This window comes from uncultured Halopseudomonas sp. (assembly GCF_963977355.1).
Classification (GTDB): Bacteria; Pseudomonadota; Gammaproteobacteria; order Pseudomonadales; family Pseudomonadaceae; genus Halopseudomonas.
This window is the reverse complement of the sequence record NZ_CAXBOV010000014.1, coordinates 89,176-113,519: the sequence shown is the minus strand read 5'-3', so window position 1 is coordinate 113,519 and position 24,344 is coordinate 89,176. Positions and strand designations below refer to the sequence as shown.

The window sequence follows — 24,344 nt, the reverse complement described above, 5'->3', positions numbered from 1 at the left end:
TGGCTTGAAGGCGTCTTTCAGGGGGTCGCACAGTGGTCTCAAACGGGCGCGCATAGTGTCGCAAATGCCTTGTCGGCACTGGCAGCTGCGCGTCATGTGGGCGTGACCCCGGCGCAGGGTATTGCTGCACTGGGCGAATTTCGCAGTGCCAAGCGGCGTATGGAGTTGCTGGGCACCATTGATGGGGTGAGTCTGTATGACGATTTCGCCCATCATCCCACCGCCATTGCGACCACGCTTGCCGGCTTGCGGGCTGGCATTGGCGACGCACCACTGATCGCCATTATTGAGCCGCGCTCCAACACCATGCGCCTTGGTAGCCATGCCACGGCGTTGGCTGCCAGTGTAGCCAGTGCCTCGGAAGTGATCTGGTTCCAGCCAGCCGGCCTGGACTGGTCGCTTCAGTCGGTGGTGGACGCCAGTCCGGTGCCAGCACGCGTGGAGACCGACATCGATGGCATAATTGAAAAGGTGTTGGCTCAGGCCACTCCCGGGACACGGATCGTCATCATGAGCAATGGTGGTTTCGGCGGTATTCATCAGCGCATGCTCAGGGCCTTGGAGGTGAAGTATGGATGACCGTCGAGTAACACTCGCCGTTACCGGTGCCTCGGGCTCTCAATATGCGCTGCGACTGCTGGAGTGTCTGGTCAAGGCGGACGTAGAGGTTTACTTCCTGATTTCCCAGGCGGCGCAACTGGTGATGGCGACCGAAACAGATGTCAGGCTTCCGCCCAAGCCTCAAGCGTTGGAGGTGTTTCTGACCGAGCGCTATGGGGCTCGCGAGGGTCAGATACGCGTGTTCGGCAAACAGGATTGGATGGCTCCGGTCGCTTCAGGATCGGGAGCACCCAGTGCGATGGTGGTCTGCCCATGTTCAACCGGCTCCTTGTCAGCTATTGCCACAGGAGCCAGCAACAATCTGATCGAGCGGGCAGCAGATGTTGCGTTGAAAGAGCGCCGCAAGCTGATACTCGTGCCCCGCGAGGCTCCGTATTCGACGGTGCATCTGGAGAACATGCTCAAGCTGAGCCAGATGGGTGCAGTTATTCTGCCAGCAAGTCCCGGGTTTTATCACAAGCCTGAGTCCGTAGATGATCTAGTGGACTTTGTAGTGGCGCGAATTCTTAACCAGTTGGGTATTGAGCAGGACCTATTGGCGCGCTGGGGGGAGTAAACACTGCCGGCCATTAACCGGCAGTGATGGACTCTTCAGACAAAGTACAGCGACAACGCTTCTGCGATAAAGGCGGGTTTTTCACTACCCTCGATCTCCAGTGTGGAGCGAGCCTTGATCAGCCATTGCCCAGGCTTCTTCTCGGTCACGTCCAGTACAGTGCTCTGCAAACGAACGCGGGAGCCTACTCGTACTGGCTGGATGAAACGGAGGCTGTCCATCCCGTAATTGACCGCCATCTTCAGGCCCTCGGGGCGAATCAACAGTCCGGCTGACAGGGTCGGCAGCAAGGACAGCGAAAGGAATCCGTGGGCGATTGTGCCGCCGAACGGCGTTTGCTTCGCCTTTTCTTCATCGATGTGAATGAATTGATGGTCACCGGTGCAGTCGGCAAATTGGTTGACGCGCTCCTGATCAATGGTCATCCATTCTGAATGGCCAAGATCCTTGCCAATGTAGGAGGTCAGTTCGGAAACGGGTACGGCGGTCATGGCGTTCTCCATGGCTGTTGTTGTGGTGCCCCAGGCGGAGCTGTGTGAAACAGGCGCTTGCAATGAGTGCAGGCAAAACTATAGACACAAGTTCGGGTCATTTGCCATGGTTACAAGGGTTGTTGGCCGGGTCAATCGGCACATACCTGAATAGGTTTGCTGAATGCCATAACCGCCGCACAGGAACGCTGGCGGCCTATTTTCTAACCCGTGCGAGGTGGGCATGACCGAGAAACACCCATTATTTCCACTGCAGAGTATTCTTTTGCCCGGCTGCGTGATTGATTTGCAGATCTTCGAGGCGCGCTATCTGGATATGCTCAGTCGTTGTTTTAAACAAGGCGAGAGCTTTCTGATTGTTGCCCTGGAGTCCGGACCTGAAACGGGATCCGGCGATCTTCGTTTCAATGCCCTGGGGTGTGAGGCGCAGATAACCGACTGGCAACAGCGCGACAACGGTTTGCTGGGAATTCGAGTTGAGGGCGGCCGGCGGGGCCGTATCGAGGCTGCTGATGTGGCGGCTGATGGGTTGGTCAGCGGCGAAATCAGTTGGTTGCCCGAGCAGGCAGATGCGCCGCTTTACGAGGCACACGATGATCTGGTGGTGCTTCATGAAGCGTTGATGCAGCACCCGCTAGCGGAGGGGCTGGGGCTACCTGACGTTGCTGGTAGCCAGCAACGTCTGAGTTACCAGCTAGCTTTTCTGTTGCCTTTTTCCTTGGACCAGAAGGTCGCGCTGCTAAATATTGATCATCCCCAGGCGCGGCTGCAGCAGATCAATGAGTGGCTAGAAATAATGCAAGCCTGAAACCACGCCGATGGCAGACGCCAGTGGCACCCACAGGAGCAGATGCCTGGCCGGGGATGCAGGACATTCTACCGGTCCGGCCCGCTCGACAACCCAGAGGGATAGAAGCAGACTGGTTGCCGCCAGTAGAAAGGCGTCAATCAGGCCCATCAACGACAGGTGCATTACAGCAAGGCTAATAGCTCCAAGCAGGATCGCCTGCGGGGCGACCCCGGACATGAAAGCGGCTCGTGTCCAGAAAGCATGGGGACGATTTTTCAGCAATGCGGCGATAGCGATCAGTACCAGGCTGGCCGCCAACACCGTCGCTTGCTGTGATGCATCCAGCGCCACTGCAAGCAGCCCACCTGTCACCAAAGCGAGAAGAGTGAAACTCAGTGCGCGCCAAGCTTGTGAGGCAGTCAGACTAACGGCAAGCAGGAAGAAAAGGGCGGCAGGGTAGAGTGGGCTGGCCAGGTCTGCCATAGCGCCGGCCAGCCACCCGTTGGTGTCGGCTATGGAAAGCCATACCGCGAGACTCTGATCGAGGATTGCCAGCCTTTCCCCGTTGACAGACACCAATACTAAAGCTGCCAGGCACAGCAGGCCAGCTAGTATGTTACTCCAGCGCTTTTGGGCTCGTAGAATCAGGATGACGGCCAGCAGCAACCCGGACAGCAGCCCGAGTAACGTCAGCGCATGCTGCCAGAAGAACTCGGGCACTGGCCATTTGACCGCGCGTCCCGCCAGAAAGCCCGGTGTAACGTACACCGGCGCCCACGCCAGAGCCGAGAGCAAATTAATGGTAACGAAGCGGATCGAAGGCATATCGAGCATGCCCGCGATCATGGGGATGACTGGGCGTATTGGGCCCACGAACCGCCCAATGAAGATCCCAAAAAGACCGTAGCGCCGGAAAAAGATCTCTCCGCGGGCAATCCACTGCGGATGACGACGAAACAGACTCAGGCGGCGAATGTCCTCATGAAAAAAGCGACCCAATGCAAAGCTGAACATGTCGCCCAGTACTGCACCGCAAAAGGCCCATGCCAGAGCCGAAGCAAATGGCATGCCCCCACCTCCAGCCATGGCCGTGACGCCGAGCAGCAGAAATACGCCTGGTATTACCAAGCCCGCGACGGCGAGCGACTCCAGTAGCGCGATCAGAAATATGGCCAGTCCAAGCCATTGCCGATGGTCACCAAGCCATTCGAGCAGGCTGCTCGTCAGCAGGTTATCCATGGTCCTTGCATCCTCTCGGTTGCGAGAGCCCTTGGGCCGGAGGGGTGTCTGTCTTGGCGTGATTCAATCATATTAAAGATCATAGCAGCTCTGCCCTGTCCAGTGCCTGGGCAGACAGCTATAATGCGGCCTTTAGTCTCGGTAACAGGCAATCGGTGGCAGGCATGGGTGCGGAACAGGTAACAGATTACATGCAGGGGCTGGGTCTCAAGGCCCGGCAGGCATCTCGGGTGATTGGTCGCGCTACTACGGCGGTGAAGAATCATGCGTTGCTGGCAACTGCAGATGCAATCGAAGCGGCTCAGAGCCAGTTGGTGGAAGCTAACGAGCTGGATCTGCAGTCGGCACGGGATAATGGTCTGGATGCGGCGATGCTTGACCGCCTGGCGCTTACTCCTGCGCGGATACAGGGCATGCTCGAAGGCCTGCGCCAAGTGGCGGGGTTGGACGATCCTATTGGCGCCATACGTGATATGAAGTTCCTGCCTTCCGGGATTCAGGTTGGCAGGATGCGTGTGCCCCTGGGTGTGATCGGCATCATTTATGAGTCGCGGCCCAATGTGACCGTCGAAGCGGCAAGCCTGTGCCTTAAATCGGGCAACGCCTGCATCTTGCGCGGTGGCTCAGAGTCGATTCATTCCAATCGCGCCATTGCCCGCTGCATCGCCCAGGGCCTGGCAGCGGCCGGGTTGCCAGCCGAGGTGGTTCAGGTAGTAGAAACTACAGACCGTGCAGCGGTCGGCGCGTTGATAACCATGCCGGAATTTGTCGACGTGATTGTGCCACGCGGTGGCAAAGGCTTGATTGAGCGGATCAGCCGTGATGCGCGTGTGCCTGTGATCAAACATCTGGATGGTATTTGTCACGTTTATGTAGACGATCGTGCCGATCTGGATAAGGCAGAAGCGATAGCCGTCAACGCCAAAACGCATCGCTACGGCGTCTGTAATGCGATGGAAACCCTGTTGGTACATCAGGACGTCGCAGCCACTTTTCTGCCCCGGGTAGCGAAGGCGTACGCCGAGAAGCAGGTGGAGTTGCGCGGTTGCGTTGCTACCTGTGCGATCCTGCCCGAGGCCCTTGTGGCTTGCGAAGAAGACTGGACAACAGAGTATCTGGCGCCGATCCTTTCAATACGGGTAGTCGATGATATGGATGCAGCGATCGAGCACATCAACACCTATAGCTCCCAGCACACTGATGCTATGGTGTCGGAAGACTTCACCCGTGCGCGGCGCTTCCTGGCCGAGGTGGACTCCAGTTCCGTGATGATCAATGCCTCGACACGCTTTGCTGACGGTTTCGAGTACGGACTCGGAGCCGAAATAGGTATCTCAACGGACAAGATCCATGCACGCGGCCCGGTTGGGCTCGAAGGCCTGACAAGCGAGAAGTACGTTGTGTTCGGTGACGGACATATCCGTCAATGATGTGCGGATGAGCCAACGTATAGGCCTGCTCGGAGGAACCTTCGATCCGATTCACTATGGGCATCTGCGCGGTGCATTGGAAGCGGCAGAATGCCTGGGTCTGGACCAACTGCGGCTGATCCCCAGTGCACGACCACCCCACCGCGGACAACCGGGTGCGACCGCTGAGCAGCGCCTGGATATGGTCCGATTGGCCGCCCTCGGTGGCTGTGACCTGCAGGTCGACGACCGCGAGCTGCGGCGTGACCGCCCGTCATATAGCGTGGAAACTCTTGAATCCCTGCGCAGCGAGCTCGGCGATACTGTTACCCTGTTCATGATTCTTGGTTGGGATGCCTTCGGTGGGTTGCCGGGCTGGCATCGCTGGGAAGAATTGCTGGAACTGAGCAATCTGGTGGTATTACAGCGTCCGGATTACGATCCGGAGTTGCCTGAAGTGCTCAAGGATCTGCTGGCCGCCCGCAGCGTCAGCGAACCGGCTGGCGCCAATGCGAAAACGGGACAGATTATCTGCCTGTCGCAGACGCCGTTAGCGATTTCGGCCACCCACATTCGCCAACTGGTGGCGGCTGATCGATCGCCGCGTTTCCTGTTGCCCGATGCCGTACTCGATTATATTGAAACCCATGGGCTGTACCGGCCCTGACACCGAAGGATTTGAACTACCTATGCAGATCGACGAAATGGTCAAAGTAATAGAAGATGCCCTGGACGAGCTCAAGGCAAAGGATGTGGTGCGCATCGATGTCCGCGAACTCACCAGCGTTACCGATTTTATGATTATCGCCAGTGGCACCTCGAACCGGCACGTCAGTGCACTCAGTGACAACGTGCTGGAGAAGGCCAAGGCGGCGGGTAATCGACCCCTGGGCGTCGAAGGCAAAGAGTCCGGCGAGTGGGTTCTGGTGGATCTCGGCGATATCGTTGTACATGTGATGCAGCCTGCTACCCGCCAGTTCTATGACCTGGAACGTTTGTGGCAGAGTGCGGAGTCCCGCCGGGCTCAGCAGCAGCAACCCTCCGAGTAATCGGCATTGCGTATTCGGTTGATCAGTGTGGCGTCGCGCATGCCGCGCTGGGTTGAGCAGGGTTATCATGAGTATGCCAAGCGCATGCCCGCGGACCTGCCGCTGGACCTAGTGGAGGTGCCTCTGGCAACGCGCGGCAAGAACGCCGACATTGCCAGGCTGATGCGTCGGGAGGGCGAACAGATGCTTGCTGCCACGCAGCCGGGTGAGCGAATCGTCACCCTCGAGGTGACGGGCCGCAGCTGGAGTACCGAAGATTTAGCCGCACATCTCGACGCCTGGCGTCTGGAAGCGCGCAACGTCAACCTTATGGTTGGCGGACCTGAAGGTCTGGCGGCTGAAGTGGCTGCTCGTAGCGAGCAGCGCTGGTCGTTGTCGGCGTTAACCCTGCCGCACCCTCTGGTAAGGATACTATTGGCTGAACAGCTTTACCGAGCCTGGACAATTCTCAATCGCCACCCCTACCACAAGTGATACATGGCCAGACCTATTCACCTGAAGGACCATTCCAGTGACGCCGGTGTTATCCAGAGAAGGGTAGTGCTTGCCTCGGTGTTCGTTGCAGCGCTGGCGATGGCATTGGTCGGCCGTATGTACTTCCTGCAGGTCACGCAGTACGAACATCATTCGACGCTGTCCGAGAATAACCGTGTGCATATTCAGCCGGTGCCCCCGAGTCGTGGCCGGATATATGACCGCAACGGCATCGTGCTCGCTGAAAACCGTCCCAGTTTCAGTCTCAGTATCACCAGAGAAAGGGTGCCTGACCTGGATGCAACCTTTGTGCTTCTCGGCTCCCTGCTGCAATTGACAGATGAAGACATGGAGCGCGCGGAACGCAAGCTGAACCAGGCGCGTCGACCCTTTGAAGCCGTCCCGGTGATGTTTGGGCTGACCGAGGAGCAAATAGCACAAATCGCCATCAATCAGTTTCGCCTGCCCGGCGTTGAGGTGCAGACCAGCTTCGTGCGGCACTATCCCCTTGCGGAGCATTTTGCCCACGCGGTGGGGTATGTAGGCCGTATCAACGAGAAGGAAATGACCACCATCGATCAGGTGGCCTATGCCGGCACCCACTATATAGGCAAGACCGGTGTGGAACGGTTTTATGAAGATACCCTGCACGGTACTGTGGGCTATGAGGAAGTGGAAACAAATGCTCGGGGACGCGTTCTCAGGGTGCTCAAGCGCACAGACCCATTACCTGGCAAGGACATCACCTTGCATCTGGATAGCCGGTTGCAGGCGGTGGCGGAGGAGGCTTTGGGTCATCGTCGGGGCGCCGTCATAGCGATCGAGCCAGAAACCGGAGGGGTACTTGCGTTTGTCAGTCAGCCCGGTTTCGACCCCAATCTCTTTGTGACTGGCATCAGCCATGCTGACTACGGTGCCCTGCGTGACTCCCTTGATCAGCCGCTTTTCAACCGCGTGTTGCGCGGATTGTATCCGCCGGGGTCGACGATCAAGCAGATCGTTGCCCTGGCCGGATTGGACAGTGGTGTCACCACGCGCGAAAGTCGTGTGTATGACCCAGGCTTTTATCAACTGCCCAATCATAGTCACAAATACCGGAACTGGAACAGATCGGGTGATGGCTGGGTGTCGATGGCTTATGCCATTGCGCGGTCCAATGACACCTATTTTTACGATCTGGCTAATAAGCTCGGGATCGATCGGCTGCATGATTACATGACCCGTTTTGGCCTGGGGACCAGGGTGTCCCATGACATGTATGAAGAATCGGCTGGACTGATGCCTTCGCGCGCCTGGAAGCGCGAGGCCCGACGTCAACCCTGGTATCCGGGTGAGACGCTGATTACCGGCATAGGCCAGGGTTACATGCTGACCACGCCGCTGCAGCTCGCCCAGTCGGTTGCGCTGATGGCCAATAGAGGCGTTTGGCGCAGACCACGTCTGCTGATGCATGCCGAAGGTGTGCCGCCTCTGGTAGAGGACACACCTGCGGATATTGAACTCAAGAACCCGGACGACTGGGACTTTATCGTCGATGCTCTGCAGGACGTCATGCATGCCCCGCACGGGACATCGCGCAGTGCTGCGGTAGATGCGCCTTACCGCATGGCGGGTAAAACCGGCACTGCGCAGGTCGTGGCGATTGCCCAGGGCGAGAGGTACGATTCGGAGGCGTTGCAGGAGCGCCATCGCGACCATGCCCTTTTCGTGGGCTTTGCGCCGGCCGAGGCGCCGAAAATTGCAGTAGCTGTGATGGTTGAAAATGGGGAATCTGGCGGTCGTGTTGCAGCGCCGGTGGCCCGCCAGCTTTTCGACGCATGGTTAGTGCCTGAGCCGGAACCAACCGCTTTCACAGAGGAGGTAGCAGAATGAAAGCCGTTCTCTCTGCGATGGCAACCGGAGGTGGCGGATTGCCGCGACGGGATCCATTCTGGCAGCGGATTCATGTTGATCCATGGTTGCTGCTGTTGATCCTGGTGCTGGCCACAGTGGCGGGTTTCGTGCTGTATTCGGCTGGCAGCAAGAGTATGGCGATACTCTATCGTCAGGGCGCAGCATATTGCGTCGGGTTGGCCGTGATGCTGGCTATTGCCCAGTTCAAGCCGCGTTTTATGGAGCGCTGGGTACCGGTTGCCTATTTTGGTTGTTTGTTGCTCCTTGTGGCTGTCCTGGTTATTGGCACGGAAGCCAAAGGGGCTCAGCGTTGGCTGACCATCCCCGGGGTGTTGCGCTTCCAGCCTTCGGAAGTCATGAAGCTGGTGATGCCAATGGCAGTAGCCTGGTATCTTGCGCGCCGAAATCTGCCGCCGAGTTTCCGCTATATTTGCGGGACGATGACTATCATCCTCATACCCATGGTTCTGATCCTCAAGCAGCCGGATCTGGGTACCTCGCTGCTGGTAGCTTTATCGGGTCTTTTCGTGCTGCTGCTGGCGGGATTGCGCTGGCGTTACATTATCGGGGCTGCCGTGTTGCTGGTCCCCGTGGCAATGGCAATGTGGTTCTTTGTGATGGAAGAGTACCAAAAGCGCCGCGTGCTGACTTTCCTCAACCCTGAAAGCGATCCACTGGGGGCCGGTTGGAACATCATTCAGTCCAAGGCCGCGATAGGCTCCGGAGGTGTATTCGGCAAGGGCTGGTTGCAGGGGACGCAATCGCACCTTGATTTCCTGCCCGAGGGGCATACCGATTTCATTATTGCGGTATTGGCCGAGGAATTCGGCATGGTTGGCGTGTGTCTGTTGCTTGTGATCTATCTGCTGATAGTAGCGCGGGGTTTGTTCATCACTCTGCAGGCGCAGGACACCTTCAGCAAGCTTTTGGCCGGGAGCATCACGCTTACATTCTTCATCTATGTGCTGGTCAATATCGGTATGGTCAGTGGCCTGTTACCGGTAGTCGGGGTACCCTTGCCGCTGATCAGCTACGGCGGAACCTCCTTGGTAACGCTTCTATCCGGATTCGGCATTCTGATGTCGATTCACACGCATCGAAAATGGATGGCTCAATAATGCAGGCAAATTTATTCCGTCGTCTGAACCTGTTTGTCGCCGCCGCCTTGGCGTCCACTGGTGCACCGCTGTTGGCTGCTGATTACTCTGCCGAGCATCCAGCGGTGACGCCGTTTGTACAGGAAATGCAGATCGAGCATGGTTTTCCCCCCGCCTACGTGAGTGGGCTACTCGCCAATGCCGAGCGCAAGCAAGCTATTCTTGATGCGATCTCCCGACCCGCGGAGCGCGTGCGCCCCTGGCATGAGTACCGTGCCATATTCATTACTGATAAACGCATTGCCGATGGTCTTGCCTTCATGCGCACCCATGCGGATGCCCTGGCCCGCGCCGAGCAGGAATACGGTGTCGAGGCCGAAGTGATAACTGCGATTATCGGTGTGGAAACCTCCTACGGCGGCAACAAGGGCAACCACCGTGTAATTGATGCGCTCACCACACTGGGGTTCGACTATCCGCCCCGGGCTGACTTTTTCCGCCGTCAGCTCAAGGCTTTTCTGGTATTGACCCGCGAACAGCAGATGGACCCGCTGACACTCACGGGCTCCTACGCTGGAGCAATGGGATACCCCCAGTTTATCCCCAGCAGTTATCAGGCCTTTGCCGTTGATTTCGATGGTGACGACAAGGTTGATATCTGGAATAACCCGGTTGACGCGATCGGCAGCGTGGCGAATTATTTCAGTGAACATGATTGGCAGCTTGGCAAAGGTGTTGCGGTCCCCGTCACAGTTACAGGTGATGATTTCGCCAAGGGCGTTACACTTGATCAAGGCCTCGAAGCACGTCGTAGCGTAGGGGAATTAAAGTCGCTGGGTTGGCAACCAGGGAAGGAACTTGCGTCCGATCTTCAGGTCATGGCTTACGAGTTTGATGCTGGGGACCACATGCAGTACTGGATCGGGCTGGATAACCTCTACGTGATTACCCGTTATAATAGAAGTGTCATGTATGCGATGGTGGTGCATCAGTTGTCCGAGCTGATAGGAGAGGCCGGAGCCAATGAATAGCAGCGTTACATGCCGTGTAAGATGCGCCTTGGTTATGAGTGCGCTGGTATTGCTGGCGGCTTGCTCGAGTGCACCCCAGAAGCAATCCGGCGGTGGCGCGGATTCTGCCCTCAGGCCTCTGGTAGACGGCGCGCCGGACTATCTTATGGATGTCTCGGTTATCCCGGATGCGGTGCCAACGGTTCATAATGGTCCATACAAAGCATCGCCGTACAAGGTGCTGGGTAAGCATTACACGCCCATGCAGGATGGCCGACGTTACCGTGAAGATGGCGAAGCTTCCTGGTACGGGACCAAGTTCCACGGGCAGAAAACGGCAAACGGCGAACTCTATGATCTCTACGGTATGACGGCGGCGCATAAGACATTGCCATTGCCTACCTATGTTCAGGTCACCAACCTTGCCAACGACCGTAAGGTGGTCGTAAGGGTCAATGATCGTGGGCCTTTTTACTCCACGCGGATTATCGATCTGTCCTATGCCGCCGCCAAGAAACTCGGGTTTGCAGACAAGGGCACAGCTCGGGTCAGGGTCGAAGGCATTGATCCGGTAGTCTGGCATCAGCAACGGAATCCGGGGTATCTGGTTACTGCGCAGGCCGCAGCGCCCGAACCCATTCCGGAGATTTCATCCCAGGGAGCTGGAGCCGGCGACAGGGTTTTTCTGCAGGTAGGCGCGTTTTCATCCATCCAGGCGGCCGAACAGCTTCGGACACAGTTGCAGGCTCAAACCAGCAGTCCAGTATTTCTCAGTACCACGCAAAGCAACGCCATCACGTTACACAGGGTTCGCATCGGGCCGCTTAGCTCGGAGGACCAGGCCCGACAGCTGGTCGATGTATTGCAGCGCGCCAACCTGGGTACGCCTGCGTTGATTTCCGGAAACTGACACTCAATCACCGTCCTATTTCATTTTATAGTGAGTACCATGCTTAAAAAATTGACCCACATGCTGCTGCTTTCAGGTTCGCTGGCGTTTTCAGGCCTCGTCTCTGCCCAGGTGCCTACGCCCAACGCAGCACCTCAGGGCGCTGCTATAGTTCCATCGGCGCCGCAGCTATCTGCCAGCAGTTATATGCTGATGGATGCCCGCAGCGGGGAAGTGCTCATGGAGCATAATGCGGATGAACCTCTGCCGCCTGCCAGTCTTACCAAGATGATGACCAGCTACATCGCCAGTATGGAAATCCTGCGTGGCCAGATCAAGGAAGAGGATCTGGTATTGGTAAGCGAAAAGGCCTGGCGCAAGGGTGGCTCTAAGATGTTCATCGAGGTAGGCAACCGCGTGCCGGTTATCGATCTGCTGCGTGGCATCATCATCCAGTCCGGTAATGACGCCAGCATCGCGATGGCCGAGCATATTGCCGGGAGCGAGGAGGCGTTCGCTGATCTGATGAACAGCCACGCCAAGCGTCTCGGTATGAATAATACCCATTTTGAGAACTCCACCGGTTGGCCTGCCGAGGGCCACCTTTCAACCGCACGGGATCTGGCGGCCATGGCACACGCCATCATTCGCGACGATCCAGAGCACTACAAGTTGTACAAGGAAAAGGAATTTGTCTGGAATGGCATTACCCAGCCCAACCGGAATCTGATGTTGTGGCGCGACAGCACGGTTGACGGACTCAAGACCGGGCACACCGAGGAAGCAGGTTATTGCCTGGTGGCATCAGCTGAACGTGAAGGCATGCGTCTGATATCCGTGGTTATGGGAACAACCAGCGAGCAGGCAAGAGCGGCTGAAACCCAGAAGATGTTGACCTGGGGTTTCCGTTTCTTCGAGACAAAATCCTTTTACGAGCCAGGCCAGGTTCTGTCCCAGGCCAGAGTCTGGGCAGGTGCGGAGAATCAGGTTGCCCTTGGTCTGACAGACGGGCTGGTAATGACGCTGCCCAAGGGGCAAGCGGAGAAGCTGGAGGCCGGCATTACCATTGATTCGTCGATCAAAGCACCCATTGCTGCGGGTGACGTACTAGGTCAGGTCGAGGTCAAGCTGGGTGACGAGGTCGTTCACAGTGCGCCGCTTGTGGCATTGGCGGATGTTGAGCAGGCGGGCATCTTCGGCCGCTTGTGGGACAGTCTCAGGCTGTTCTTCTACGGCCTGTTCAACTGAGAGTGGATCGCCCATGACCGTGAAAAATGATGAAGCACCGCGTATCGAGTTTCCCTGCCGTTACCCCATCAAGGTGATCGGTAACGCCGGTGAAGGATTTGTCGAGCTGGTGGCGGATATCGTCGAGCGTCACGCTCCGGGTCTGGACCCTGCATCAATCGATATCAAGGAGAGCAAGAATGGTCGTTTCCTGTCCCTGCGCATGGATATCACGGCCACCGGACCTGAACAGCTGCAGGCGCTTAACGCCGAGCTGAAGGCTACCGGCAGGGTGCAGATGGTACTTTGATGAGCGCGCCGGTGGTCCGTCGTCTGGGGCTTGCTGATTACCTGCCCACGCTAGAGGCGATGCGCAGTCTGACTGAGGGGCGCAATGCCGAAACGCCAGACGAGATCTGGCTTTTGGAGCATCCTCCCGTGTTTACCCAGGGGCAGGCGGGGAAACCCGAACATGTGCTGGCCGCGGGCGATATTCCGGTGGTGCAGGCTGAGCGCGGCGGCCAGGTGACCTACCATGGACCGGGCCAGCTGGTTGCGTATCTGATGCTCGATATTCGTCGACTGAATATAGGTGTTCGGGACCTGGTTACTGCAATGGAACGCGGTCTGGTAACTACTCTGGCTGACTTTGGTATAGATGCTGCGCCACGTGCCGACGCTCCCGGTGTGTATGTCGGTAGCGCAAAGATTGCGTCACTTGGTCTGCGCATTCGCCGGGGCTGCTCGTTCCATGGGTTGGCATTGAATGTGGATATGGATATGCAGCCCTTTCAGCGGATCAATCCCTGTGGCTACGCCGGCCTGGCGATGACGCAGATGAGAGACCAGCTAGAAGAGAGGCCGCTGATTGGCGAAGTCGGTCAGCGACTGGAGCGGGCGTTGCTGCAGGAACTGGGATATTCGGCAGACAAGGACCCCAGAACCTGACCCTTTCAACTGACCGAGCGGGTTGGTATCAGCTGCGACTTTGCCCCTTGACCGGGTACCGCAGCGGGCTCGGCCAATCCCAGGTTGTTCTTTTCGAAGACCCTGTCTGCGCGATAACTTGAACGGACCAGTGGACCCGATGGCACTTCCATAAAACCCTTGGCCAGTCCAATCTCCCGATAGCGGTTGAATTCATCGGGAGTGACCCAGCGCTTGACCTTAAGATGGTTCTTGGTTGGCTGCAGATACTGTCCGAGCGTGAGTATGTCCACGCCGATCGCGCGCAGGTCATCCATCGTAGCCAGTATTTCTTCTTCGGTTTCGCCGAGCCCAAGCATCAAACTGGTTTTGGTTATAACCCCAGGCCGGTGCCGCTTGGCATGTTCGAGTACTTTCAAGGTCTTGGCGTAGCCGGCTCGGGGATCGCGTACTTCCAGGGTGAGACGCTCGACTGTTTCCACGTTCTGGGCAAAAACCTCCAACCCTGAATCGACCACTGCCTCGATAGCCGCATGTACACCGTCAAAATCAGGTGTCAGCGCTTCTACCACGACTTGGGGAGTGCGTCGTTTTATGGCTTGAACCGCCGCGGCGTAATGACCCGCTCCACCATCGGGAAGATCATCACGATCTACCGAGGTGAGTACGATGTAGCGCAGCCCCATCAATTCTACGGACTTGGCCGTGTTTTCCGGCTCATCGACGTCCAGCCAACCATTCGGATTGCCGGTGTCGACGGCGCAGAATCGGCAAGCGCGGGTACAGACAGAACCCATCAACATGATGGTGGCTGTGCCATTGGACCAGCATTCGCCCATATTCGGACAATGCGACTCCTGACATACCGTGCTCAGCTTATGGGAGGCGACGTTCTGTTTGACGGCCTCGAAGCGCTCTCCGGTGGGAGCCTTTGCGCGCAGCCACTTGGGCTTGGGTTCGAACAGGGTGGGCTCGTCATTTGTGACTCGCCGCTTCTGGCCGTCCTTTATCGCGGCAATGCCTTGGGCGTTGCGAAATTTCTCGCCGCTACCGATGCGTTTTGAGGGATGGTCGCTCATGAAACGAAGCTGCTCCTGTACCGGACCCAAGGCGGCTTGAACGCCGGATCATGGTGCTTGCCGGCCGGCGTTTACCGTTGATTGATGTGTGCAGTTTATCACAGGCGCCGTTAAGGTCGCCTGCGAGTATCGGTCCTATCGGTTATTGAAATGTACGCAATTTTTCCAGAAGTGATTTGGAAGGGTAGCCGTCAGCCGGCAGGCCCAACGCGATCTGAAAGTTTCTCAGCGCCTGACGGGTATTGGCGCCGATAATGCCGTCAACGCCGCCCGGATCGTAGCCTACTTCCTTGAGTCGCCTCTGCAGTTCCAGGCGTTCACTGCGCGCCAGTGGTGTGTCGCCCTTGGGCCAGCTGGCGGCTATTTCACCCCGGCCCTGCATGCGTTCGGCTAGCAGCCCGATCGCCAGCGCATAACTGGTTGAGTTGTTGTAGCGCAGAATGCTTCGAAAATTATTCAAAACAAGGAATGCTGGGCCTCGGTATCCTGCTGGTAGCAGCAGAGAGGCGGTCTGGTTGTCATCCGCAAACGTCAGGGGGCCACCCTGAGCGCTTCTAACACCCAACGCAGTCCACTCGGCAAGGGTCTTGCGCACAGAAATGTCCGCCAAGGCGTAATCGAAATCCTCGACTAGTGCGACCTCTGCGCCCCAGGGTTGTCCGCTATCCCAGTTGGATACCTTCAGATAGTTGGCGGCTGACCCCAGCGCATCGGCAGAGGAGTTCCAGATATCACGCTTGTTGTCGCCATCGAAATCCACTGCGTGGCTGTTATAGGTCGTCGGTATGAACTGGGTCTGTCCCATGGCGCCGGCCCAGGATCCGAGCATGCTGACAGGGGCGATGTCGCCATGCTGAAGTATTTCCAGAGCAGCCAGTAGCTGCGCGTGGGCAAAATCAGGGCGGCGGCCTTGGTGAGCCAGTGTAGCGAGGGCACGTATCACGTAATTGTCGCCCATGTTACTGCCAAAGTTACTTTCCAGCCCCCAGATGGCTACCAGGATATGTCTATCTACCCCGTATGCCTGCTCGATGGCAGTCAGTGTTGACGCATGCTCACCCAGCAGGCGTTGCGCGCGACTGATGCGCGTACTGGAAAGAGCGCCGTCCAGGTATTCCCAGACCGGGCGTGTGAACTCGGGCTGACTGCTGTCGGCGCGCAGGATGCCCGGATCAGGCACAACCTCTGCGAATGCCCGATCAAATAGAGCTTCGTTGATGCCCGAGGTGATTGCCTCCTTCCGAAACTGCTGCTTCCACTGGTTGAAAGTCTGCTCCTGGGCAACAGGTTCAGGGGGCTGAGCAATGGGAATGCTGGGGGAGCTCGATGGCGCCGGTGTTTTAACAGGGCTTTCGGCGTGGGCCTTTTGAATAGGTGTATCTGCGCAAGCTGCCATCAGCACAGCCAGCGTAGCAGTGGCCAGATAGCGGCCATTGAAGGCCGAACGAGAGGTCTTGATAGGCATTGAGGCGTTCCAACTTGGATTTATCCCAGCAACTCTATCACGACAAACAGTGGGTTCGTGACAGCTGATAGTCGTATTTGATCACGTAGATACGACCCTGGCACGATGCTAGTATTGAGAGCCGGACCAAATCCAAGGTCATTTGATGCCTATCCCATTGCAAGAAGACAGTGCCGTCGAGATACGGCGCCAGCGTGTCAACGCCCGCGGCCTGAATCAGTGGCCGCAGGAAGAAGCTGGAGATGCTTTTGAAATCCAGCGCTATCAACAATGGCTTGATGGCCTGAATGGCGAAGTTTGCCTGAAGCATCCATTTTACTCCCTGGTTCTGCCCGTCAGATCGGGGTTCAGTGCGCGGATGGCTTACTATTTCGCCATTGGCGACTACGAGCAGGCTGATCTACAGCTAATAACTGAAATGATTCGCCCGGGCGATCGGGTAATGGAATGCGGGGCAGGGGCTGGTGTTACCGGGTCCGTTGCGGGTATGCATTCGGAAAACCCGGTGGTCATCGTTGAGCCCAACCGGGCCATGTATGATCAGATTCGCAATACGTTTGCCGCAAACGGCCAGACACTGCAGCTTGTTGAGGCGGCGGTGGTTGCCGATGGATACAAAGACGTTCATATCGAGCTGGGGATCTACGACGAGTACTGGTGGAGCAGCGCGCTGACTCCTGCCAGGGCTGACCGCAGACTCACGGTTCCGACCCGCACTCTCTCCTCGCTGCTCGACGAGTTCCACCCCACTGTTCTGGTGCTTGATATCGAGGGCGGGGAGTGCGGATTATTTCCGGCTGAACTTCCGGTCTCTTTGCGTATGATCATGATCGAGATTCATACGCCTGATATAGGCGAGGTGCCCACGATCGATCTGGTCAATCACATTCAGGGCCAGGGTTTCCGGTTGTGTCGGTTGCTGGCGCAGACCTGGGTGTTTCTGAGGGATTGATTCAGTTACATCAAGATACAGGGCGATTTTCAGTAACATGGGATATGATTTCGCCCGACTTATTAAGCGAACACTGGCTTGAAGCTCATTATCATTGAGTGCCGTGCTCTGATTCTGACAGCGATCTAAAATAACAAGGAGTTGTATGCTTTTCCGATCATGGTCCTTGCAATACAGGGTTCCTGTACTGGCGCTGCTGGTCGTGCTTTTCGCCCTGGCCTGGTGGTTGAGTGCGCCCTATACAATGTCCGGGTTTGACACAACTACCCGCTGGGACGACAGCGAAGAGATTACTTCCGAACCAATCATGGAGCGTCGCTTTGTTTCCAGTGATCTTGACGAGTTTGTGCATTCCTCATCCATTACCACCTTGCCGAATGGCGATCTTCTCAGTGTCTGGTTCGCAGGCTCACGGGAAGGCGCAGCCGATGTGCAAATACGGGGTGCTCGTTTCGACGCAGCCAGTGGTGAGTGGAGTGACGAAGAGGTACTGGCTACCCGCGAGATGACCCGTGAGTCCGTAGGCAAGCCCATCCGTAAACTGGGTAATCCGGTACTGGCGCTCGCGCCGGACGAGCGGCTTTGGCTTTTCTACGTTTCAGTATCGCTGGGTGGCTGGGCCGGTAGTGCCATTAATGTCATGGTCTCCGAAGATCAGGGCATTACCTGGACCGAGCCGCGCCAGCTAATTACCTCGCCGTTCATCAACATCAGTACCCTGGTGCGCTCTGCTCCTCTTTTCCATCAGGACGGCTCCATCGGTTTGCCCGTTTACCATGAATTTCTGGGGAAATTTCCCGAGTATCTCTACCTCGACTCGGACGGCCGGGTAGTTGACAAATTTCGCATGGCTGACGGCACCAACTCGCTGCAGCCAACCGTGGTTGCGCTCGATGAGCTTCGGGCTATTGCACTCTTGCGCTATGCCGGTGAGGAGAAGGGCCATGTGCTCGCTACAGTGACCGCTGATGCAGGACAAACCTGGAGTGAAGAGCGTTTTGTGGATCCCTGGAATCCCAACTCATCACTGGCCGCAGTCCGTTCCCACCGTGGCACCTTGCTGGTAGCGCAAAATAATCTGGCTGATGGCCGTTTCCGTCTCACTCTGGATGAAGCCAGCTTCAACCTCCGCAATTGGTCGCTTATCAATACCATTGATGAATCGACAGACGAGAACGGCGATCCGATTCCGCTGGCGACTTATCAACCATTGATGCGGGACAAGTTTCTCGAGGCCAGTGGTCCCAAGCGTCAGGTGCTGCTGGACGAGTACATGCAGCTGATGGAGGGCCGGGTGTGCAGCCGGGGACTGTGTAACTTCGACTATGAGTACCCATACATGATCCGTTCGCATGATGGCCGTTTCCATATGGTGTATTCCTGGAATAACAGTTTTATCAAGCACGTAACCTTCAATCGGGCCTGGCTGGAGGAGCAAAAATGATTATTGCCAGTTTGCAGGCGGTACTTACCTTTGCGCTAGTTCTGTTCTTGCTGTTACCGGTACACCGGCTATCTCCGGCTTATCGCCTGGCTGCGTTGCTCGGGCTTGTCTTGGTAGCATTGATACCGCTTTCCACCGGTTTGACGCTAGCCGGCCTGCTGCGCGGGTTGACGGATGATCTGGCGATGACGAGTGTCGTATGGCTGGTCGCTGCATCCATCATCAGGTTGGGCTACCTTCCGCCTGTGCCCCTTGCAGCAAAATGGCAGCTATGGCTCTGTTTTGCGATCATCGGGCTGGTGCTGTATCCCGCCGCGCTGGGTGTTGGCATGATCGATACTTACCGGTGGGGCTACAGCCCACGCATTCTGATAGTAGCTGTGGCTGCACTGACAGTGCTCTTTGTGGTGTTACGAAACACCCTGGGTGTGGTCATGCTGGCATTTGCTACCCTTGCCTTCATGCTTGATTTGAAGCCATCGGACAACTACTGGGATTATCTGGTAGATCCCTTTGTAGTTATCTACAGTTTCTTTGCACCTCTGTTTGCGCTTGCGCGCGGGCGCAACAACAAACATGCAGCGCAAGGGGCAACACGGTAAAATTCGCTATCCTCGCTAAATTGGGGGTGTTTGGTTGATAGCCTGCAGCTATCTTCTATGCTACCGTACGCCCCCTTTAAACGGACCTCTACCGGATAAACCGATGAACAGCTTCCCCGGCGCCACGCCACCATAGGTTTCATCTCCCCATGGATGACACTTCGTCATCGGCAAGCGATACATTCGTTTGTGTGTCTTTGTCCTGTGCGGACTTGTTGAGCTCACGCTCGCGCGCGTGTCCAGGACCCTCACGATCCGGCCAGCTTCACCACGGCTTTAACCCTGATGCTCGACTTAAGCCTGATTAATACTCTTGAGTGCCGTACTGCCCAGTTTACCATCGGGGCTTTTCGGCAAACTTGCACCAGGCCTCCAGAGCGAGTGCTCATCTTTTCAAGTGGACAGACTGTATGACCCTTATGCAATCAGTAAAACAAGAGTGGTTCTCCAACATCCGTGGCGACTTTCTTGCGGGTGTCGTAGTGGCCCTGGCATTGGTTCCGGAGGCGATTGCGTTTTCCATTATTGCTGGCGTGGACCCCAAGGTGGGGCTTTATGCTTCTTTCTGTATTGCAGTGGTTATCGCCTTTACCGGCGGTCGGCCGGGCATGATCTCGGCTGCTACCGGGGCCATGGCATTGCTGATGGTGACCCTGGTGCGCGAGCATGGGCTTGAATACCTGCTTGCAGCTACAATTCTGTGTGGGCTGCTGCAAATCGGTGCTGGCTATCTCAAGCTGGGTTCGCTGATGCGGTTCGTGTCGCGCTCTGTGGTGACAGGCTTCGTCAACGCGCTGGCAATATTGATTTTCATGGCCCAGTTGCCGGAGCTGACCAATGTCACCTGGCATGTTTACGCGATGACGGCCGGCGGCCTGGCGATTATCTACCTGTTCCCATATCTACCCAAGATCGGCAAGCTGATTCCATCCCCGTTGGTGTGCATTCTGGTGTTGACTGCCCTGGCGGTCTATCTGGGAATGGACATTCGGACTGTGGGCGATATGGGTGAGCTGCCGGATACCTTGCCGATTTTCCTGTGGCCTGAAGTACCGTTGAATCTCGAAACCCTGATCATCATTCTTCCGTACTCGGCAGCACTCGCCGTTGTAGGTCTTCTGGAGTCGATGATGACCGCCACCATCGTGGACGATCTGACCGATACGCCAAGCGACAAGAACCGTGAATGCAAGGGCCAGGGTATCGCCAACATCGGTTCTGGCCTGCTGGGTGGTATGGCAGGTTGTGCAATGATCGGGCAGTCGATCATCAACATCAAATCGGGTGGCCGCACTCGGCTATCGTGTTTCTCTGCCGGCGTACTGCTACTGATCATGGTGGTCTTTCTTGGTGACTATCTTTCACTGATACCGATGGCAGCCTTGGTCGCGGTGATGATCATGGTATCTATCGGTACCTTTAGCTGGGACTCCCTGCGAAATCTCAAGAAGCATCCCCTGTCGACCAATATTGTGATGGTGGCCACAGTTGCGGTAGTCGTTGCCACGCATAATCTGGCTTACGGTGTGTTCGTTGGCGTGCTGCTGGCGGCATTGTTTTTTGCCAACAAGATGGGGCACTACCTGCACATAGGTAGCGAGGCCGTTATCGACAACATCGAGCGCCGTTATAGCGTGGTAGGTCAGGTGTTCTTCAGCTCCAGTGACAAGTTCGTCGGCGCCTTTGACTTCAAGGAGGCCCTTGATAAGGTGGTAATTGACCTTTCCCGCGCGCATTTCTGGGACATTACAGCGGTAGCTGCGCTCGACAAGGTGGTGATCAAATTCCGTCGTGAGGGCACCGAGGTTGAGATCATAGGCCTCAATGAGGCGAGCGCGACTATCGTCGACCGCTTCGGAGTCCACGACAAGCCGGATGCAGTTGACCAGTTAATGGGTCATTAAATGAACAAGGAGTATAAACAGATGACCAAGACCACTGTCCTGGCCTGCATCGACGGGTCCCTTTCTTCGACGGGTGTATGTGATTACGCAGCCTGGGCGAGCTTGTCCCTGGACGCCCCGCTGGTCTTCATCCACGTTCTAGACCAGCAACATGCTCAGCCCCGCGGTGATCTGTCAGGCAATATCGGACTCGGCAGTCGAGAGCATCTGCTTGAGGAGTTGGCCGAGCTGGACGAGAAACGCGGTAAATTGATGCGTGAGCAGGGGCGCCTGATGCTGGCGGATGCCGTTGAGCGTGCCCGCGCTGATGGCGTTGCAGAACCTCTCAGCCGCCAACGTAATGGCGACCTGGTCGAAACTCTGAACGAGCTTGAGCACGAGATTCGTTTGCTGGTCATCGGTCGGCAGGGTGAGGTGGGGGATTCGGTAGGTCAGCACGTGGGCAGTCATTTGGAAAGTGTGATCCGGACCATGCATCGTCCGATTCTGGTTACCGCTGGTGAGTTTCGCAAGCCCGCCAGTGTCATGCTCGCATTTGATAACAGTGCAACTACTCGCAAGGGTGTCGAGATGCTGGCGGACAGTCCGCTATTCGTTGGTTTGCCGATCCATCTGGTCATGGTGGGGGCCGATACCAATGATGCCTGGGAAGCGATCAATGCCGCCAAACTGCGTCTGGAGAAAGCCGGCTTCGAAGTGCATGTGAGCATTCGTGCCGGGGAGGTCGAGGATGTGCTGATGGGCTACGAGCAGGAGCATGATATCGATCTGCTGGTCATGGGCGCTTACGGGCACTCGCGTATTCGTCAGTTCTTTGTTGGCAGTACTACGACCAATATTTTGCAGAAAACCTCACGTCCTGTGTTGTTGCTCCGCTAGCCAATAGAGCGTGAATTCCGAGCTGCGGGCAAGCAGGGTGATCTGGGTCAGGGTTGACTGCCGGCGCTACCCCGCAAGCCCTGGGCGGCGTACCAAGCTGGCCAGCAGGATTGATCCGGTAGTATAGGACGCGAGCAGTATTGTCAGGCCGGTAATGCCTGTCCCCGTATCAAGAAGAAGCCCAAGTGCTACGGGTGCCAGTGCAGTTGAGAACACCATGATCGCCTGCATGACCGAGCGTATCGCGCCGATATGCCGCACGCCATAGCGCTCCGGCCACAACGCTCCAAGGGTCGCATTCATCGCGCCCTGGCTCAAACCAAGCAGGCCGAGGAAGAGCCATGGCGCCCAAATGGCGCCACTGATGCCAAGCACCACAAGGCTGGCCAGGAGTGGCATAAGCGAGAAGGGTAAAAGCCTCTGTGCACCTACTCGATCTATCAGAATTCCTGCCAATAACAAACTCGCAAGATGGCCCGCGCCATAGCTCAGAAAAGCGCGTGCAAACTCTTCCAGGCTCCAGCCCTTCAGCGCAGTGATTGCACCCTGGTGAAAAAACAGCGCGGTTACGATAAAGGGAACGGCCAGGGAAGCAGGAAGTAGTAAGTAAAAGCCCCTGTCGCGCAGAACCTCCGCGCGGGTCCAGCCCGGCGAATCACTCGACCCGTTACCCGTGGTTGCCTGCGGATGGGTTGCGTTGTGACTGAGCCAGAGCATGCAGGGCAACAGCACTGCCAGCACGATACCTGCCGAGACCATCCAGCTGCCACGCCAGCCAACGCTTGCCACCAGCGCTGCTATCAACAGCGGGAGCAAAGCCTCTGACAAAGGAAAGCCGCTGGCGCCAAAGGCGACAACCTTGCCCCTATGTCGAGTGAAATATCGTCCAGCAGTGGTCATGCCGATATGCGACAGCATCGCTTGACCACCAAAACGTACCAGCAGAAATCCCAGGGCCAACATCCAGAGGTATCGGGATAGCCCCAACATAAGGCATCCGGCGCTCAACACCATCAATGCCATTAGAGTGACCCGACTCAAGGACCAGCGATCGAGCAGGGATCCGAATCTGAGTAGCAAGGCTGCGGAGCACAGGGTGGCCAGGCTGTAGGTCAAGCCATAGGCTGAGTGGGAAAGGTCGAAAGCTTCTCGTATCTGATCGCCAAACAAGCCCAGCAAAAAAGTCTGACCGAAGCCGGAGGAGGCTGTTGCGAGCAGCGCAAACAGTGCCAGGGAAGGGTTTTCCTGCAGGAAAGGTAAGAGCCGCCTGAACAGCATGGATAGGTCCTGTTTCCTTCAGTGGGCTACGCCGGCGTGAAGATGCAGCCGAACACCGGCGACGGCCAGCACCATGGCACTCAGACCATCCCAGGGTGAGCCGGGCTGTTGGCCCTTTATCTGTTCGTCTATCTGTTGTGCTGTCTGTAGCCACTGATCCCAGGCCATTGCAGGGTGCCGCTGCAGCGCCTGCCCCAGCACAGGCTTGCGCTTATCCCAGACCGGCGGGCGTTGGCTGGCAAATATCCGATCGAGGGGGATCTGCTGTTTGAGTCCATGGGCCATGCTTGCCAGGCTGCGGATCTCCCGAGCCAGTGCCCAGAGTACAACGGGCGCTTCGACTCCTTCGCCGCGCAACCCTTGCAGTATCCTGAGAGCTTGCTCAGCTTGGCCAAGCAGCATGGCATCGACCAACGAGAAGACATCAAAACGCGCGCTGTCGGCAACCACCCGCTGTACCGTCTCAAGATCCAGATGGCCGGCATCACAGTACAGTTTGAGTTTCTGGATTTCCTGCTCGGCAGCAAGCAAGTTGCCCTCGACCCGAGTACTCAGCAGATCCAGCGCTTCAGCGCTGGGTGTAATGCCTTCTGCGGCGAGCCGCTCACGCATCCAGCCCGGTAGCTGTTGAGCATCCACTGGCCAGATTTGTACAAAGCGGCTATTGGCATGATCGGTTAGCCCCTTGGCCCACTTGGTGCGCTGGGTACTGCCATCTAGCTTGGGCAGGCTGATCAGTAATGTGGTATCAGGCGGAGGGCTTTCAAGCCAGGCGAGAATCGCCTTGGCGCCCTCGTCACCGGGTTTGCCACCGGCTATACGCAGTTCGACAAGGCGTTTCTGAGCGAACAGTGACAGGCTATGGCTGGTGTCATGTAACTGACCCCAGTCGAAGGCGCGATCCACGTGAAAGACCAGGCGCTCCTCGCTGCCCTCGCGTCGACAGGCAGCCCTGACCTGGTCGGCGGCCTCACCGGTGAGCAGCGGCTCGTCGCCACTGATTGCATACACCGGTGCCAGGCCCTCCTTGAGTTGGCGCGCCAACTGTCCAGCATTGAGCTTCATTCGG

The 24,344-nt window shown here is 57.0% G+C and carries 25 protein-coding genes; 19 read left to right on the top strand and 6 right to left on the bottom strand.

The genetic code is table 11. The features are described 5' to 3' along the window. On the top strand, positions 1-579 hold a 579-nt coding region (locus AAC076_RS09765; RefSeq protein WP_339844968.1), incomplete at its 5' end, for a cyanophycin synthetase. Next, the gene (locus tag AAC076_RS09760; RefSeq protein ID WP_339844966.1) at positions 572-1,177 is read left to right on the top strand and encodes a flavin prenyltransferase UbiX; all 606 of its coding nucleotides are present in this window, start codon (positions 572-574) and stop codon (positions 1,175-1,177) included. The genes AAC076_RS09765 and AAC076_RS09760, both read left to right, overlap by 8 nt. A 35-nt stretch (positions 1,178-1,212) precedes the next feature. On the opposite strand, the gene AAC076_RS09755 is transcribed toward AAC076_RS09760, so the two are convergent. Then, positions 1,213-1,668 (bottom strand): MaoC family dehydratase, encoded by a 456-nt coding sequence (locus AAC076_RS09755; protein ID WP_339844964.1) that lies wholly within the window; start codon positions 1,666-1,668, stop codon positions 1,213-1,215. A 223-nt stretch (positions 1,669-1,891) separates the two neighbouring features. Between AAC076_RS09755 and AAC076_RS09750 the strand changes: the two genes are divergently transcribed. Further along, a complete protein-coding gene (locus tag AAC076_RS09750) occupies positions 1,892-2,476 on the top strand; it encodes an LON peptidase substrate-binding domain-containing protein (protein ID WP_339844962.1) in 585 nt (194 codons plus the stop codon). On the opposite strand, the gene AAC076_RS09745 is transcribed toward AAC076_RS09750, so the two are convergent. Continuing rightward, positions 2,456-3,697 carry a DedA family protein gene (locus AAC076_RS09745; protein WP_339844959.1) on the bottom strand — a complete coding sequence of 414 codons (1,242 nt, stop codon included), beginning with the start codon at positions 3,695-3,697 and terminating at the stop codon, positions 2,456-2,458. The two genes, AAC076_RS09750 and AAC076_RS09745, sit on opposite strands and share 21 nt — an antisense overlap. Positions 3,698-3,861: 164 nt before the next feature. Between AAC076_RS09745 and AAC076_RS09740 the strand changes: the two genes are divergently transcribed. The 11 genes from AAC076_RS09740 to lipB are packed head-to-tail and all read left to right on the top strand — an operon-like array spanning position 3,862 to position 13,693. Next, positions 3,862-5,127, top strand: a complete 1,266-nt coding sequence (locus AAC076_RS09740; RefSeq protein ID WP_339844957.1) for a glutamate-5-semialdehyde dehydrogenase — start codon at positions 3,862-3,864, stop codon at positions 5,125-5,127. Positions 5,128-5,134: 7 nt separating this feature from the next. Continuing rightward, the gene (gene nadD / locus AAC076_RS09735; protein ID WP_339844955.1) at positions 5,135-5,773 is read left to right on the top strand and encodes a nicotinate-nucleotide adenylyltransferase; all 639 of its coding nucleotides are present in this window, start codon (positions 5,135-5,137) and stop codon (positions 5,771-5,773) included. Between the two features lie 22 nt (positions 5,774-5,795). Next, positions 5,796-6,155: a ribosome silencing factor gene (rsfS, locus tag AAC076_RS09730; protein WP_339844953.1), complete on the top strand. Its 360-nt coding sequence runs from the start codon at positions 5,796-5,798 to the stop codon at positions 6,153-6,155. A gap of 6 nt (positions 6,156-6,161) precedes the next feature. Next, positions 6,162-6,629, top strand: a complete 468-nt coding sequence (gene rlmH / locus AAC076_RS09725; RefSeq protein WP_339844951.1) for a 23S rRNA (pseudouridine(1915)-N(3))-methyltransferase RlmH — start codon at positions 6,162-6,164, stop codon at positions 6,627-6,629. 3 nt (positions 6,630-6,632) lie between these two features. Beyond that, on the top strand, positions 6,633-8,501 hold the full coding sequence (mrdA, locus tag AAC076_RS09720; RefSeq protein WP_339844949.1) for a penicillin-binding protein 2: 1,869 nt from the start codon (positions 6,633-6,635) through the stop codon (positions 8,499-8,501). Positions 8,502-8,518: 17 nt separating this feature from the next. Further along, complete coding sequence (gene rodA, locus AAC076_RS09715) at positions 8,519-9,640, top strand: rod shape-determining protein RodA (RefSeq protein ID WP_339844981.1); 1,122 nt, start codon at positions 8,519-8,521, stop codon at positions 9,638-9,640. Continuing rightward, positions 9,640-10,650, top strand: a complete 1,011-nt coding sequence (mltB, locus tag AAC076_RS09710) for a lytic murein transglycosylase B (RefSeq protein WP_339844947.1) — start codon at positions 9,640-9,642, stop codon at positions 10,648-10,650. The genes rodA and mltB overlap by 1 nt, the downstream gene beginning before the upstream one ends. A 34-nt stretch (positions 10,651-10,684) precedes the next feature. Further along, positions 10,685-11,539: a septal ring lytic transglycosylase RlpA family protein gene (locus tag AAC076_RS09705; protein WP_339844945.1), complete on the top strand. Its 855-nt coding sequence runs from the start codon at positions 10,685-10,687 to the stop codon at positions 11,537-11,539. A gap of 60 nt (positions 11,540-11,599) precedes the next feature. Continuing rightward, entirely contained in the window at positions 11,600-12,766 is a 1,167-nt protein-coding gene (locus AAC076_RS09700; RefSeq protein WP_339844979.1) for a D-alanyl-D-alanine carboxypeptidase family protein, read from the top strand. 13 nt (positions 12,767-12,779) lie between these two features. Beyond that, positions 12,780-13,055: a DUF493 family protein gene (locus tag AAC076_RS09695; RefSeq protein WP_339844943.1), complete on the top strand. Its 276-nt coding sequence runs from the start codon at positions 12,780-12,782 to the stop codon at positions 13,053-13,055. Further along, positions 13,055-13,693, top strand: coding sequence for a lipoyl(octanoyl) transferase LipB (gene lipB / locus AAC076_RS09690; protein ID WP_339844941.1), 639 nt, complete (start codon positions 13,055-13,057; stop codon positions 13,691-13,693). Before AAC076_RS09695 ends, lipB begins: the two co-directional genes overlap by 1 nt. Before the next feature lie 5 nt (positions 13,694-13,698). On the opposite strand, the gene lipA is transcribed toward lipB, so the two are convergent. Then, entirely contained in the window at positions 13,699-14,751 is a 1,053-nt protein-coding gene (gene lipA, locus AAC076_RS09685) for a lipoyl synthase (RefSeq protein WP_339844939.1), read from the bottom strand. Between the two features lie 142 nt (positions 14,752-14,893). After that, positions 14,894-16,216 carry a lytic murein transglycosylase gene (locus tag AAC076_RS09680; RefSeq protein ID WP_339844937.1) on the bottom strand — a complete coding sequence of 441 codons (1,323 nt, stop codon included), beginning with the start codon at positions 16,214-16,216 and terminating at the stop codon, positions 14,894-14,896. A 145-nt stretch (positions 16,217-16,361) separates the two neighbouring features. Between AAC076_RS09680 and AAC076_RS09675 the strand changes: the two genes are divergently transcribed. From AAC076_RS09675 to AAC076_RS09655, 5 genes are all read left to right on the top strand, one after another. After that, a complete protein-coding gene (locus AAC076_RS09675) occupies positions 16,362-17,168 on the top strand; it encodes an FkbM family methyltransferase (protein ID WP_339844935.1) in 807 nt (268 codons plus the stop codon). Between the two features lie 145 nt (positions 17,169-17,313). Further along, positions 17,314-18,612 (top strand): sialidase family protein, encoded by a 1,299-nt coding sequence (locus tag AAC076_RS09670; protein ID WP_339844933.1) that lies wholly within the window; start codon positions 17,314-17,316, stop codon positions 18,610-18,612. Continuing rightward, complete coding sequence (locus tag AAC076_RS09665; RefSeq protein WP_339844930.1) at positions 18,609-19,214, top strand: hypothetical protein; 606 nt, start codon at positions 18,609-18,611, stop codon at positions 19,212-19,214. The genes AAC076_RS09670 and AAC076_RS09665 overlap by 4 nt, the downstream gene beginning before the upstream one ends. A 410-nt stretch (positions 19,215-19,624) precedes the next feature. Continuing rightward, positions 19,625-21,118: a SulP family inorganic anion transporter gene (locus tag AAC076_RS09660; RefSeq protein ID WP_339844928.1), complete on the top strand. Its 1,494-nt coding sequence runs from the start codon at positions 19,625-19,627 to the stop codon at positions 21,116-21,118. Positions 21,119-21,139: 21 nt separating this feature from the next. Beyond that, positions 21,140-21,997 (top strand): universal stress protein, encoded by an 858-nt coding sequence (locus AAC076_RS09655; protein ID WP_339844926.1) that lies wholly within the window; start codon positions 21,140-21,142, stop codon positions 21,995-21,997. A 66-nt stretch (positions 21,998-22,063) separates the two neighbouring features. Here the strand turns inward: AAC076_RS09655 and AAC076_RS09650 are convergent, their stop codons facing one another. Both AAC076_RS09650 and holA read right to left on the bottom strand, forming a co-directional pair. Further along, the gene (locus AAC076_RS09650) at positions 22,064-23,275 is read right to left on the bottom strand and encodes an MFS transporter (RefSeq protein WP_339844924.1); all 1,212 of its coding nucleotides are present in this window, start codon (positions 23,273-23,275) and stop codon (positions 22,064-22,066) included. Positions 23,276-23,293: 18 nt separating this feature from the next. Next, entirely contained in the window at positions 23,294-24,340 is a 1,047-nt protein-coding gene (holA, locus tag AAC076_RS09645; protein ID WP_339844923.1) for a DNA polymerase III subunit delta, read from the bottom strand. Positions 24,341-24,344: the final 4 nt, after the last annotated feature.